This window comes from Helicobacter sp. 219-2 (genome assembly GCF_030053225.1).
Classification (GTDB): Bacteria; Campylobacterota; Campylobacteria; order Campylobacterales; family Helicobacteraceae; genus Helicobacter; species Helicobacter pylori_C.
Genome location: NZ_JASGBS010000001.1, coordinates 193,430 through 206,691 on the forward strand (window position 1 = coordinate 193,430; position 13,262 = coordinate 206,691).

The window sequence follows — 13,262 nt, forward strand, 5'->3', positions numbered from 1 at the left end:
TTATGACTCCTTGTTTTTGAATAAATTTAAACCCTGTTCGCATAAATTTTGCCATGCGTTTGTTTGATCTTTTTGTTTTAACTGAACGCATTTTTCTAAACTGGCTCTGGATTTTGCTTTTTGATGGGTTAGATCCAGTAAGCCAGATTGCAAGTATAAGGCTTTTTGGTGATCTTCTAAAGAAAGCCTGCGATTTAAAAGCTTGTCTAGCGTTTCTAGCGCTTTTAAATAGTCTTTGGTGGTTCTGTAAGCGTCAATAAGGGCAAATTCGCTAAAGGGCGTGTAAGAATAGTCCTTATAAGCGTCTTGGAGTTTGAGTAATCTTGTGGCATAAATTTTGACGCTTTTAGGGTCTTTTTCATTTTCTAGCAATTTAAAATAAACCAACGCCATGCGTCTATCGTCTTTGAAATGCTTTTCTAAAAACGCATACAAATTGAGGGCCAATTCTTTTTCATTGTTTTGCATGTAATCTGAAAATAAAACAAAAGCAATATCATAAAATTCTTTTTTATCCAAGCTTTGAGCGAGAGTTAAAGCGTCTTTAGAGGCCAGAGTGGAATTTTTAAAATCCCCTAAGCGGTAGTAATTGCGCCCCAAACGATAAAGCCATACCAATTTCTCGCTAGGGGTTTTAGCCGCTTTTAAAGCGTTTAGGGCAATGATTTGCGCTTTTTCTTTGAGCGATGCGAAATACAAGCAATCAAAGGCTTGGATTTCTTCTTTGGGGCTGAATGCAAAGGCTGTGATCTGGGATAAATATTTTAAGGCTTCTTCACAACGATGATTCTCTAGTGGGGTTTTAGCAAGGATATTGAGCGTTTTTTGGATCAAAGGGGAATCTTTGGGCAAATTTTTTTGCATGCTTAACACTTCAGCATAACGCTTATCTTCAAACAAGAGTTGGGCTTTCAATTCTAAAGCCTTTAGGGCTTCACTAGAATTAGGGAAACTTTGAATGATTTTGTCATAGCGGGCGATTTTTTCTTGCGTGTTCCCCTCCATTGAAAAAAGGGCTTTTTCATCGCGCGCTCTAACGACAGAGGCCTTATCCAATTCCGCATGATCTTGCAAATATTGCAGATTGTAAAGATGGGCGTTCTTAAAGTCCTTGATCCTTGCATACAACGCCCCTAAATCATAAAGCGCTTGCTCTTTAGCTTTCAAATCATCATCTTGATTGAGAAGCAAGTGAGCGATTTCAATCGCACTTGCATTCATCTGGTTTTTTTTCAATAACTTGAGCAAATCTAGGGCTGATTCGCTATGCATAGAAATATAATCAGGGTTGGATTGAACCACCTTATCAATGAGGTATTTAGCGTTATTAAAATTTTGATAGTTTATCTCTGCTTCAGCCCAATTAAGAGCGATTTCGCTCGCGCTCTCTTTGTCTTTAGCGTTAGAAAAAGCTTCTTTAAAAAGCATACTAGCGTTGCTTAAATTAGAGGCATTAGCCGCTTCAATGGCTAAACGCATTTGGGCTAAAGGAGCGTAGCGGGAGTCTTTGTATTCTAAAAGAATGCGTTTGTAATAGCGCATGGCCTGTTTGTAATTGTTGTTTTCGTCTAAAGCTTTGGCGACATAGTATAACACTTCAGGGATACTGGGATCAGTCGGGTAATTTTTAATCCACTTGGCGCCAATGTCTATGAGTAAGGATTTTTTAATGCCTAATTGGCCTAATGCGATAATTTCTAATAAATACAAATCTTTTTTAAAAATCGTTTGAGGGTAGTTTTTAAACGCGCGGCTAATCGTGCGCAAAGCGTCAAAATAGGCTTGCGAATTGATTTGTTTTTTAGCTTCTAAATAAGCGTTTAAATCATAGCCCTTTGTGGTGAGTAGGGGTTTGTTATTCACATCTAGCTCTTGAATGATAGGGGTTTGAGCGTCTTTAATGACAATGGGGAAATTCAAGCCTTTTGGAGCGTTGTTTTTTTCACTCAAAAAAGGGATATTTTGATCATAGCCTATGATTTGCCACATTCTGGCTTTAGGATCGTTTTCCACAAAAAGGGGGATCGCTTTTTTATAATCCCTGTCAAAAGAAAAAAGGGTGAGCCTTCGCATCACTTTGGGTTTGATGTGTAAAATGAATTGTTGCTGGCGCATAGAATAGGTGATATGGAAAAAAGCATTTTCTAAAGGGGTAAAGCCCTCCTTAGGGATAGAGTCTATCACGCATTCTATGGGGCGTTTAGCGCGTATAATGGATAAAGACGCTTCAATCCCGCTTGGCGGTTTTTCATTAGCATAAAAACAAGAAAACGCCTTGTTGTGTCGTAAGGTTAAAACAGAAAAATCTTCCCCCCCTTCCTTGCCTTGCGTGAGCGTGAGGCTTAAGGCGTTGAGAGAATGGGAGAGCAAACTCACGCCCATTAAAAGAAAGATTTTTGACTTAAGCCACAAACTCTAAAAGCCCTCGCATCATAAAAACAGAGAACAAGCACGCTAACGCCATGGCAATAATGACTGCATAAATGGGCATGGTAGCGTTTTGGGTGTAAATATCGTTTTGAGCGTAGCTTTGTAAGGGCTTATTGAAAAACATCGCCACGAGCCAACGGAAATAATAAAACGCAGCCACCGCGCTATTAACTAACATCACCACCGCTAAAAGAATGTGATTGCTCTCTAAAGCGCTTTCAACGGCTAAAAATTTCCCCCAAAACACGCTAAAAGGCGGAATCCCTGCAAGCCCAAAAACAAAAATAGCGCCTAAGATCGCCACTAAGGGGTGGGTTTTAATAAGGCCGTTGAATTTAGAATAGGGGTGATCGTAGCGTTCATCCCATGTTTTTTCCCGGCTTTTTAAGAGCCATAAAAGGCCAAAAGCCCCAATGTAAGTGAAGGCGAACATGAACCAATAAACAAACATCGCTTGTTGGCTGTCTTGAGTGTGGATAAACACGCACGCTAAAGCGAACCCAGAATGCGAAATGGAGCTATAAGCGAGCATTCTTTTGACATCTTCTTGCCATAAAGCAATGAAATTAGGGATGGTGATAGTCATAAGAATGAGAGCGTAAAAAATGTCTTCTACCCAAGCGGTGCGAGTGTCTATAAACGCTCCAAAAAGGCGAGTCGCTACCACAAAGCCAGCGATTTTAGGCACAATGGAAATATAGCTCGCAAAGACCGGGTTATTGCCCTCATACACATCAGGCATCCAGGTATGGAAAGGCACTAAAGAAACCTTAAAGCCAATCGCTCCAATCAAAAAGATAGCGCCCATCGCAAAGAGCATGGGGTTTGTGATGCCTTCAGTGTGTAAGTATAGGGTAATGACTTCAAGATTCAAGCTCCCTGTGAGGAGGTAGAAAGCCATCGCCCCCATAGCAAAAAACGCGCTCGCCATCGCCCCCATAGTGAAATATTTGATCCCTGCTTCTAAGCCGTAGCGTTTATCGCTCAACGCCATCAACACACAAAGGGGTAAGGACGCTGTTTCTAACCCGATAAGGATTAATAATAAATGGTTGCTTGAAACCATGAATTGAAAGCCAGCGACAATAAACAAGTATAGGGAATAAAATTCAGCGGTCTGAAATTCGTTGAAGCGCTCTTTGGAAAGGGCTAAGAAAATGAGCAAGAAGGCTGAGATCAAGACAATGCTTTGAGAGATGAGCGAGAGAGTATCCAAGCTCAAAAACCCAAAAAAGGCGTTTTCTTGATCTTCTAATCCTAAAACCACCAAAAAATCCAAAACCAAAAAGAGCATGCATAAAAACACATTCAAATTGCGTGAAAACCTGGAAGTGAAAGCGTTGATTAAGAGCGTGAAAATCCCCCCACACACCAACACCAGCATGGGTAAAATGCTCTCAAAATTAAAGCTGTCAAAAGAGATGTGGAGACTATCTATTAACATAAGAAACCTCTTTTATCTTAGTATCCAATGAACCTAAAAAAGGGAGCGAGCGGATTTCTATCACTTCTAAAAGCTGCCTAGAGCCTTGCTCAATCGGTTTTAAAAGCGCTTTAGGATAAATCCCTAAAATTAAGATCAAAGCTAAAATCACGCTTAAAACCCCTACCTCACGAGCGTTCAAATCTTCAAACACGCTTATTTGATTGTTCCCGGTTTTCAAATTGCCAAAGAAGACATCTTTATATGAAGTGAGCATGTAAATCGCTGACAGAATAATGCTTGTTCCGGCAATGATAGCTAAAAGAGGGTAGGTGGCAAAAAACCCTAATAAGCTTAAAAACTCTCCCACAAAGCCAATGCTTAAAGGCATGCCCACATTCGCCATTAAAACGATCATAAAAAAGGCTGCAAAAATGGGAGCGCTTTTAGCGACTGATCCAAAGCGAGCGATTTCTAAACTGCTGGTGCGCTCTTCTAAGATACCAGCGAGTAAAAATAATCCCATGACGATAACGCCATGCGCAAACATCATAAATACCGCCCCTGAAATCCCTTCAATATTGAAAGAAAAAACCCCAAGCACCACGACTCCCATGTGTGAGAACGAGCTATAAGCGATGAGGGTTTTTAAATCTTTTTGAGCGTAGGCTAGAAAACCTCCATAAATGATCATGCAAAGTGCTGCAATGGCTATGGGGGTTAAATAGATTTCTGAAAGCTCAGGAAAAAGCGGGAGCAAGAAGCGTAATAAGGCGTAAGTCCCCATTTTAGAAAGCAAGGCTGAAAGCATGACAGAGCCTAAAGTAGGAGCGTTAGAATACGCATAAGGCAGCCATGTGTGCAAGGGAAAGAGCGGGATTTTAACCGCAATCCCTATTAAGAAAGCCACAAAGAGCCAGGTTTTAACCTCGCTAGAAAAGTTCAATTGATACCAGTCTAAAATATCAAAACTCATCATGCCGTAACTATTCGCATAGTCATGCCCGATGTATAAAATGCCTAAGAGCATGCATAATGACGCTAAAAAGGTGTAGAGAAAAAACTTCATGCCAGAATAGATTTTATGGTTACGGCCAAAACGACCGATGAGGTATAAAACCGGCAAGAGCGAGATTTCCCAAAAAGCGTAGAAAAAGATCATATTAAGAGAAGAAAACACGCCCATCAAAATCCCCTCTAACAACAAAAGACAGATCGCAAAGTCTTTACGATGCTCTTTGACATAAATCACGCATAATAACACCACGATAGCGTTTAAGAGCAACAAAAAGAGCGCGATGCCATCAACACCCACATGGTAATTCACGCCAATTTGATAGATCAATTCCTTCATTTCTTCAAACTGCATGCCGGCTGTTTGAATATCAAACCCATGCCACAACAACAAGACCAATAACAATTCAATCAAAGCGATGACAATCGCATACGCCCTACTCGCTTGATCGCTCATAAAGAACGCTAATAGCGTGCTCAGCATGGGGAAAAAGATCACCACGCTTAAAAGATGCGCATGTAAAAACTGCATTTCTTATCTCCCAAAAAAAGCTACAAACGCTAATAAGATTAAAACCCCGGCCACCATGAAGCGTAGCATGGAAGTTAAATTCCCGTCTTGACTGATCCTAAACACACGCCCTATAACAAAAACGCTTCTTCCTATAGCATCCACTATCGCATCAATGATCCTTAATTCCACGACTTGGTGCAAGAATGAAGCGATGGCGCTAAAAACTTTTGCAATCCCTTGATAGAGCTTGGGGATATAGTATTGGTTGAGCAAGAGCTTGTATAAAAAGCCCCCCTCTTTTTTGGAAGTGATACCATTTTTATATTTAAATATGGCATAGGCGATGCTTAATAACACCGCTATGGTGGTGATGCTGATTAAAAGAACGAGCGGGACGGGATACTCTTCAGTGCTAGGGATCACTTGAGAGATGAAATGAAAAAACGGCTCTTCAAAAAATCCGGCAATGATCGCTAAAACCCCTAACGGCAGCATGCTTAAAAGCATGAAATTTTGAGCCTCATGGGGGTGGTTGATGGCGTGCTGTTTGGGCGCAAAAAACACAAGCATGATGAGCCTGAAGCTATAAAAAGCGGTAAAGATCGCCCCGATTAGAAGCGCAAACCATAAAATATGGTGGTGCATCCCAAAAGCCACTTCTAAAATTTTGTCTTTAGAAAAGTATCCTGCGAAAGGGTAAATCCCGCACAAAGCCACTGAACCTATGATCATAAAGATAGCTGTGATCCTCATAGGCTTGTATAAAGCACCCATTTTAGTAATATCCAGATTGTCTTCCATCGCATGCATGACATTCCCTGATCCTAAGAAAAGGAGGGATTTGAAAAACGCATGCGTAAAGAGGTGGAAAAGCGCGATCGCATAAGCCCCAAGACCGGCCGCTACAAACATATAGCCTAATTGAGAAAGCGTGGAATAAGCTACAATGCGCTTTAAATCCTTATTGACTAAAGCCATGCTCGCTCCAAAAAGAGCCACAAACGCCCCTAAACATGCGATAAAATAACCCACTTCAAACACCGCACTATACAAAGGATTGGCTCTGATGACTAGATACACCCCAGCGGTTACCATCGTCGCTGCATGGATGAGCGCGGACACAGGGGTAGGCCCCTCCATAGCGTTGGCTAACCATGTGTGCATAGGGAATTGTGCGCTTTTCCCCATAGCGCCAATGAAAAGAAACACGCTAATGTAAAAGAGCATGGAATAATCGGCGTTATTGAGCATGCTAAAGACTTCTTTATACTGGAGGGTGCCAAAATTCCAAAAGATCAAAATAATCCCCATGAGCATGCCTAAATCCGTGATTCGATTCATCACAAAGGCTTCAATAGAAGCGTTATTCGCGCTTGATTTATGATACCAAAAGCCAATGAGCAAGTAAGAGCATAGCCCCACCCCTTCCCAACCAATGAAAAGCCCTAAAAAATTATCGCTCAACACCAGCACCAGCATGGAAAACACAAAGCCACTGAGGTAGGAAAAATAGCGGTTAAACCCTGCGTCATGCTCCATATAGCCTATAGAATACACATGCACTAAGAAAGAAACTAAAGTTACCACGACAATCATGACCGCATTGATATTATCCAGCATGAGAGAAAAGCCGACTTTAAAATTCCCTACCACGATCCAGTCAAACAAGTATTTTTCATAGCTTTGATTGTGCCATGCTTGAATGAAAAGAACCACAGCGCCAATGAAAGAAACCAGCACGCACAAAGAATTGAAAACGCCCACATGCAACGCTTTAGCTTTAGCCCCAAACAGCCCCGCATAAAGCGCGCCGATTAAAGGCAAAAATAACACCACTGACAGCAAAAAAGAATATTGCATGCTCAACCTTTCATAGCGTTTAAAGAATCAATATCTAAGCTCTTGAATTTCTTAAACCACAAAATCACCAAGCCCAAACCAATAGCCACCTCACTAGCGGCAATAGAGATAATAAAGAGCGCGAACATCTGCCCGTCTAAATTATGCGTGTATTTAGAGATCGCCACAAAACCGATATTGATCGCATTGAGCATGATTTCTGTAGAAAAAAAGAGCAACAGAATGTTTTTGCGTTTCAGCATGCCCGCTAAACCAATGCAAAAGAGCAACCCTGAAACAATCAAATAGTGGTTTAACCCTATCATAGAGATTCCTTTATAAATTGCGTGTGATTTTTCCCATGGATTTTTTGAATCCCTGTAGCGATGCCTCCAACCATAGCGACTAAAAGCATTAAAGCCGCCGCTTCAAAAGGGATGAGATAATTGGTAAAAAGCACATAACCAATGGCTTTAATGTTGGGGATTTGCGCATCAATAGCGTTGGAATTGACCTGATTAGAAAGGTTTTCGCCAATGCTAGGAGCGCTTAAAATCAAGGTGAGTAATAGCGCCACGCCAAATGAAAGCGCGCACAAGATTTTAGGGCTTTGCTTGCGTTCAATCACTTCTGCAGCGGAGTTGAAAAACATCATGCCAAACGCATACATCACAATGACCGCGCCCACATACACCGTGATTTGCACCACGCCCAAAAACTCAGCGTCTAGTAAAAAGAAAAAAGCGGAAATAAAAACCATGCTGCTAGCAAGAGCGGTAATGGCATAGAGGATATTCGTGGTGGTGATCACCACTAACGCCATGCTTAAAGTAAGGATCGCAAAGAAATAAAAGGCAATGGTTTCAAACATTTTCATCTCCCTTATTGCTTTCTGGGTTTGTTGGAGCTTCTTCTTTTGATTCTTCTTTTGAAGGCTCTTGGACATAATCTAAAGGGGTGGCTTGCATGCGTTCATTGTAATTAGGGCTTACCGCACCAAAGCCTAAAAACTCGGCATGCGAGCAGTTTTTAGCGTCTTGTTCGCTCGTTAGAAACTCGCTTTTAGAGCCGTATTGGGAGCGTTGGGTGCTGGCGTTTTCAAACCGATTCCCCATAACAATCGCTAATTCTGGGCAAACTTCTGCGCACAATCCGCAATAAATGCAACGCCCCAAATTGATCGTGTAAGAATCGATCTTTTTGCGGTTGTCTTCGCCCTTATGCGTGATGATCCTTATGCAATTGCTCGTGCAAATCTTTTCGCACAACCCGCAGCCAATACACCTTTCAGAGCCTGAGTCTAAAAGCCGTTGCAAATGATGCACCGCGCGATAACGAGGGCTTAAAGGGAGTTGCTCCATAGGGTAATGGATGGTTACGCTTGGGCTAAAAAATTCCTTGATCGTAAGCCCTAGCCCTTTGAATAGATCCAAACCCAAGCTCGTTTTAATGGTGTCTTTAAATTGCTCAGTCGCGCTATGGGCTTCGGCTCGTTTAGGAAGTTGCTTGTATTCTTGTTTGGCCATAAAACCTCCTTTAAATTAAAATGATAATGCCTGTTAGCACAATATTCAATAACGCTAAAGGCAACATGATCTTCCAACACATATTCATCAGTTGGTCTGGGCGCACATGCGGATAAGTCGCTCTAACCCACATGGATAAAAAGACAAAAAAGCCCGCTTTAATCAAAATCGCTATTCCTCCAGGGATAAAGCCCCATGCGTTAAACCCGCCAAAAAACACGATAGAAATCACAAAAGAAAAAGCGAATAAGTGCGCATATTCCGCTAAAAAGAACATGCCCCATTTCAAGCCGCTGTATTCGGTGCAATACCCTGCTACAATCTCGGCTTCATGCTCTAACAAGTCAAAGGGGGTGCGATTCAATTCAGCATAACTTGCGATCAAAAACAAAACAAACGCTAGAGGTTGCTTAAACACAAGCCAGTCTAAAAACCCACCGCTTTGGTAATTATTGATTTCCACTAAAGAGAGCGATCCTACCACCATTAAGGGGGCTAGAATGGTTAAAGTGCTGACCACTTCAAAGCTGAGCAGTTGGATCGTCGCTCTTGCTGAACCAATTAAAGAGTATTTGTTATTAGAAGCAAGCCCAGCTAAAATAGGCGCATAAATCCCTGCTGCACCCACGGATAAGAAAAACAAAAAGCCAATGTTAATGTCAGAAATAAGGGGCTTGATCTCATAGCCAAACAGAGTGAAATTAGGGAAAAAGGGGATAGGCGCCATGGACACAAACGCGCTCACCATCGCAATAATGGGCGCTAGCGTGAAAATGAACTTGTTAGCGCCTTGGGGGATAATGTCTTCTTTAGTGAAAAGCTTAATGCCGTCTGCTGCGACTTGCAAAAGCCCAAAAGGCCCCACATAACAAGGCCCTAAACGGCGTTGGAAGTAGGCTAACACTTTCCTTTCAATATAAGTGGCAAAGCCTCCTAAAGCCGAAAAAACAGCGACTAAAATCAAAATTTTAATCAAGGTTTCAATGATATAAGCGCTCATGCTTGCTCCTTTAAATCCACGCTATCAAACACGCCCTCTCTAAAAAAGCCAGAATGGTTTTTCAAAAGAGAAAGCGAGATAACAAACACCTCTTGATCCAAGCTTTCATCAAGATACAAAACGCCTGTTAATTCCTCTTCTTCTTTAGATAAAGTGATGCTTTGCCCCACTTCTTTATTCAATTTTTTTAAGAAAGCTTTAGACACATAGACACCGGCTTTTAATTGCAAATTCTCGCTTTTATTGGTAGCGTTATTGAATTGCGTTTCTGGGTATTTTAAATACGCGTTGAAAGCGATTTTTCCTTTTAAAGGCTTGATAGGCTCGCATTCTATGGCTTCGCATTCTTTAGCGCTCTTTTCAAAAGGGCTTGTTCCTAGCAGATAGCCTCTGTGGTTGACTCTGTCGTTAGTGAAATAGTTGGTTAGATGGTCAAATTCTATGGCTTTAAAGCCCGCTTCTGTAGGGAGTTTGTGGGTGCATTCTGTGAGGTTTTCTTCCACAAAGCCAAAGCCTTGCATAATATCGCTCAAATCATAGCCTTCAAACCTCAAAGCCGGTTTTAAGGGCAACACGCGCCCTTCAATATTAGTGATCGTGCCTTCTAGCTGGTTGAGACTGGGTAAAATAAAATCCACTTTGCTGAGAGCGTCTTTTCCAAAAACCCTATCATCGCTATTAATGGTGAAATCCCCTTGAGCGCGAATGCCTACAATTTTTTCATGTTCAAAAACTTCTTCGCTCAATTCACAAAGGGAAGCGATGCCTAAAGCGTTCGCGCTTGGGGGGATAAGAACGAGTTTAATAGCGCTTTTTTGGGCTAACAAACGCAACATTTTAGCGATATTGTGGGCTTGTTTATGGCTATAGATTTCTTCGCCAACCACTAGCAGAGTGTTATTTGATTTTTGCAAAAGAGCCAGAATTTTTTCATAAGTTTCTAAATTGATGCCCGCTTCTTCAAGCAACAAATAAGTGGTTTTGGTAGGGACTTCAACGCTTTCTTCTTTAGTCTCTGTTTTGTTTTCTTCTTGATTTTCTTCTTTTGGGGTGGCTGCTTCTGTTTTATCCTCTTCTTGATTTTCTGTTTTATTTTCTCCAACACTGCACCCTTGCTTGGCTTGTTCTAAAGCTTTTTTTCGCTCTTCTTCTAAGGCTTTAAGAGCCGCTTCATCTACAATGCTTTGCTTGGAATCTTCTAAGCTTTTTAGGGCTGCGCTTTCAATGTTAAGCATTTTTAAAAGCATACCTAAAAGGATTTCTTCAGCCCCCACTTCATGGGTGATGCAAAAAGAGCTTCGGCACAAATTCGCTAACGCGTTATCCTTAATAGGGTGCATAGCGATTAAAGAAGCTTTATTGAGTTTGAGGGCGTTATTGATGGCATAGCGCACCAAAGGGTTTTCTGTTTTGATAGAAGATCCTATCGTAATGACTAAATGAGAAGTTTTAATCTCTTCAACGCTGGGGCGTTTAACTTCGCCCAATACTTTTAAAAATTGTTGGAAATGATACGCTTCTTGATTGTAGATTTTAAAATCAAGCTTTTTCCTCAAACGCTCTATTAAAAACGCCTCTTCATTCGTAATGTCTCCTCCTATCCGCACCGCTTCGCATTCTTTGAGGGCGTTTTGCGCTTCTTTAAGATTAGTGCTGCCTTTAGGGCTAGAGCTCACATCAAAAGCGAAACGACCTGCCCCACAAATAGGGTTATGGTAAAAATCATTAAGCACTCTAAAAATTTTAGATTCTTCGCCTAGAGTATCAAAATGGCGCACATCATAAGAAATCAAACACCCGGCTGAGCAATGCGAACAAGTAGAATGGATCTTTTTTAGTTCCCATGCGTTAGCCGTGTAAGCGAAATCTTTATAGCTCAAAGCGCCCACAGGGCATACCGCAATGCATTCCCCGCAATCATAGCAAGGCACGCTACCCACAAAAGAAATAATGCCTTTTTGCTTACGACTCCACACGCTAAAAGCGTCTTTGGACATGCTGTCTTTAAATTTATCCGGAGCATGCAAATCGGCTTTAGTGGCTTTAAGGTTGTTTTCGCCCACATTGTCCTTGCAAGTGGTTACGCATCTTTCGCACATGATGCACAAATTGGGATCATACAAGGCTTTTGCCCATGAATCTAGCGCTTTAAAATCATCAGCCACCGCATAAGGTTGGTGCTCTACGCCGGTTAAATGCGTCATGTCTTGCAATTCGCACTCCCCGCTCTTGTCGCACACGCCACACTCTAGGGGGTGATTGACATCATAGGTTTGCATGATGCTTTTTCTTTCATCCATGAGCGTTTTGGTGTTAGTGAGGATGACGGCGTTGTTTTTGGCTTTCGTGTTGCAGCTATAAACCCGTTTGCCATCCATTTCAACCATGCACATTTTGCATGCGACTGTGGGCGAGCAACCGCTTAAATAGCAAATAGTAGGGATGTAGATCCCAGCGCTCCTAGCAGCCTCTAAAACGCTTTGTCCCTCTTGGCATTCAATCATTTTGCCATTGATATTCATTGTGATCATGAAATTCCTTGAGAGTGGGATAAAATAGGGATATAAGGGTAAGCGTCAAAAAACGCCCCCTCTAAAATCGCAATCAAACCCTTCAAATGGGGGCTTTCTTCTAACTCGCATTCTAGCGTTTTATTTGAAACTTGAAACCCCGCTTTAGAATGCTCGATCTTATTAGCGATCTTAAATTGCTTGGAAAAAGATAATTTGGGGGTTTCAAGGCTCTTGTAAGAAACATAGACAAACGAGCCGTTAGCCTCACTTATTCGCTCTAAAAACTCTAAATCTTTTGATTTAAGTTGCGATTCAAAAGGCAAAATGCCCTCTTTTAAGGCTGTTTCTAGCAGCCATTCTTGATCTTTAGAATCATAAAAAGTGGGGGTTGCGTTTGAATTATTGCAAGGGATATGCAAAATTTCTAGGTAATTTTGCAACTCGCTTAAAAGGGTGTATAAAAAGGCGCTATCCGCATGCTTAGTGATTTCTCTGTTTAAAACAAGCACCCTTTTTTTCGCTTTAATGATAAGAGCGATAAGTTCTTGTAATTCTTCTTCGCTCATGTTCGCTTCAGAGCTTAAATACCCCACATCAACCTTTTCTAAAACATGCCCTTTTAATTGGGAAGTTTTTTCTAAAATGTCCCTTAAAATCAAAGCCAAAACCGCCGCTTCCGTGTTGATTTCATACGACGCAAAAAGGCAATTTTCTTGCAAATCTCTTGTGTCTTGTAAGGGTCTTAATAGAGCGTAGGGGAGTTTTAGTTGGTTAATGTTTTCTAAAATCAATCGTTCATTTTCATTCAAACAAGCGTTTGAAAACCCTCCAAACAAAACGCACAAATCGCTTTTTTCTAAAAGGCTTAAGCTATCTTTTGTCATCTTGTAATGGATTTTAAACCCTTTTTTAAGGGATAATTTTTCTAAACAATAGGCTTCTTTCAAGCTAAGAGAAGAGCTTGCGATTAAGGGGGAATTTAAGGGGTTAAAGCCGCTCAAAA

10 protein-coding genes are annotated in these 13,262 nt (G+C 41.4%); all 10 read right to left on the reverse strand.

Going from position 1 to position 13,262, the window contains the following annotated elements:
* The 10 genes from P6280_RS01065 to P6280_RS01110 are packed head-to-tail and all read right to left on the reverse strand — an operon-like array spanning position 1 to position 13,260.
* Positions 1-2,412: a DUF7494 domain-containing protein gene (locus P6280_RS01065; RefSeq protein ID WP_283236754.1), complete on the reverse strand. Its 2,412-nt coding sequence runs from the start codon at positions 2,410-2,412 to the stop codon at positions 1-3.
* Positions 2,402-3,874 carry an NADH-quinone oxidoreductase subunit NuoN gene (gene nuoN / locus P6280_RS01070; RefSeq protein ID WP_120992451.1) on the reverse strand — a complete coding sequence of 491 codons (1,473 nt, stop codon included), beginning with the start codon at positions 3,872-3,874 and terminating at the stop codon, positions 2,402-2,404. The genes P6280_RS01065 and nuoN overlap by 11 nt, the downstream gene beginning before the upstream one ends.
* Positions 3,861-5,399, reverse strand: a complete 1,539-nt coding sequence (locus P6280_RS01075) for an NADH-quinone oxidoreductase subunit M (protein WP_283236755.1) — start codon at positions 5,397-5,399, stop codon at positions 3,861-3,863. Before P6280_RS01075 ends, nuoN begins: the two co-directional genes overlap by 14 nt.
* 3 nt (positions 5,400-5,402) lie before the next feature.
* Complete coding sequence (gene nuoL, locus P6280_RS01080; RefSeq protein WP_283236756.1) at positions 5,403-7,241, reverse strand: NADH-quinone oxidoreductase subunit L; 1,839 nt, start codon at positions 7,239-7,241, stop codon at positions 5,403-5,405.
* Between the two features lie 2 nt (positions 7,242-7,243).
* Positions 7,244-7,546: an NADH-quinone oxidoreductase subunit NuoK gene (nuoK, locus tag P6280_RS01085; RefSeq protein WP_000579761.1), complete on the reverse strand. Its 303-nt coding sequence runs from the start codon at positions 7,544-7,546 to the stop codon at positions 7,244-7,246.
* Complete coding sequence (locus tag P6280_RS01090; RefSeq protein WP_000464171.1) at positions 7,543-8,091, reverse strand: NADH-quinone oxidoreductase subunit J; 549 nt, start codon at positions 8,089-8,091, stop codon at positions 7,543-7,545. The genes nuoK and P6280_RS01090 overlap by 4 nt, the downstream gene beginning before the upstream one ends.
* Positions 8,084-8,746: an NADH-quinone oxidoreductase subunit NuoI gene (nuoI, locus tag P6280_RS01095; RefSeq protein WP_096397198.1), complete on the reverse strand. Its 663-nt coding sequence runs from the start codon at positions 8,744-8,746 to the stop codon at positions 8,084-8,086. The genes P6280_RS01090 and nuoI overlap by 8 nt, the downstream gene beginning before the upstream one ends.
* Positions 8,747-8,756: 10 nt before the next feature.
* Complete coding sequence (gene nuoH, locus P6280_RS01100; RefSeq protein WP_219032959.1) at positions 8,757-9,746, reverse strand: NADH-quinone oxidoreductase subunit NuoH; 990 nt, start codon at positions 9,744-9,746, stop codon at positions 8,757-8,759.
* Positions 9,743-12,277: an NADH-quinone oxidoreductase subunit G gene (locus P6280_RS01105; RefSeq protein ID WP_283236757.1), complete on the reverse strand. Its 2,535-nt coding sequence runs from the start codon at positions 12,275-12,277 to the stop codon at positions 9,743-9,745. The genes nuoH and P6280_RS01105 overlap by 4 nt, the downstream gene beginning before the upstream one ends.
* Positions 12,274-13,260: a hypothetical protein gene (locus P6280_RS01110; RefSeq protein ID WP_283237438.1), complete on the reverse strand. Its 987-nt coding sequence runs from the start codon at positions 13,258-13,260 to the stop codon at positions 12,274-12,276. Before P6280_RS01110 ends, P6280_RS01105 begins: the two co-directional genes overlap by 4 nt.
* Positions 13,261-13,262 lie beyond the last annotated feature (2 nt).

Bases quoted from the DNA above. Each gene is read 5' to 3' on its own strand.
- nuoN (WP_120992451.1), bottom strand. From the start codon at position 3,874: ATGTTAATAGATAGTCTCCACATCTCTTTTGACAGCTTTAATTTTGAG.
- P6280_RS01075 (WP_283236755.1), bottom strand. From the start codon at position 5,399: ATGCAGTTTTTACATGCGCATCTTTTAAGCGTGGTGATCTTTTTCCCC.
- nuoL (WP_283236756.1), bottom strand. From the start codon at position 7,241: ATGCAATATTCTTTTTTGCTGTCAGTGGTGTTATTTTTGCCTTTAATC.
- nuoK (WP_000579761.1), bottom strand. From the start codon at position 7,546: ATGATAGGGTTAAACCACTATTTGATTGTTTCAGGGTTGCTCTTTTGC.
- P6280_RS01090 (WP_000464171.1), bottom strand. From the start codon at position 8,091: ATGTTTGAAACCATTGCCTTTTATTTCTTTGCGATCCTTACTTTAAGC.
- nuoI (WP_096397198.1), bottom strand. From the start codon at position 8,746: ATGGCCAAACAAGAATACAAGCAACTTCCTAAACGAGCCGAAGCCCAT.
- nuoH (WP_219032959.1), bottom strand. From the start codon at position 9,746: ATGAGCGCTTATATCATTGAAACCTTGATTAAAATTTTGATTTTAGTC.
- P6280_RS01105 (WP_283236757.1), bottom strand. From the start codon at position 12,277: ATGATCACAATGAATATCAATGGCAAAATGATTGAATGCCAAGAGGGA.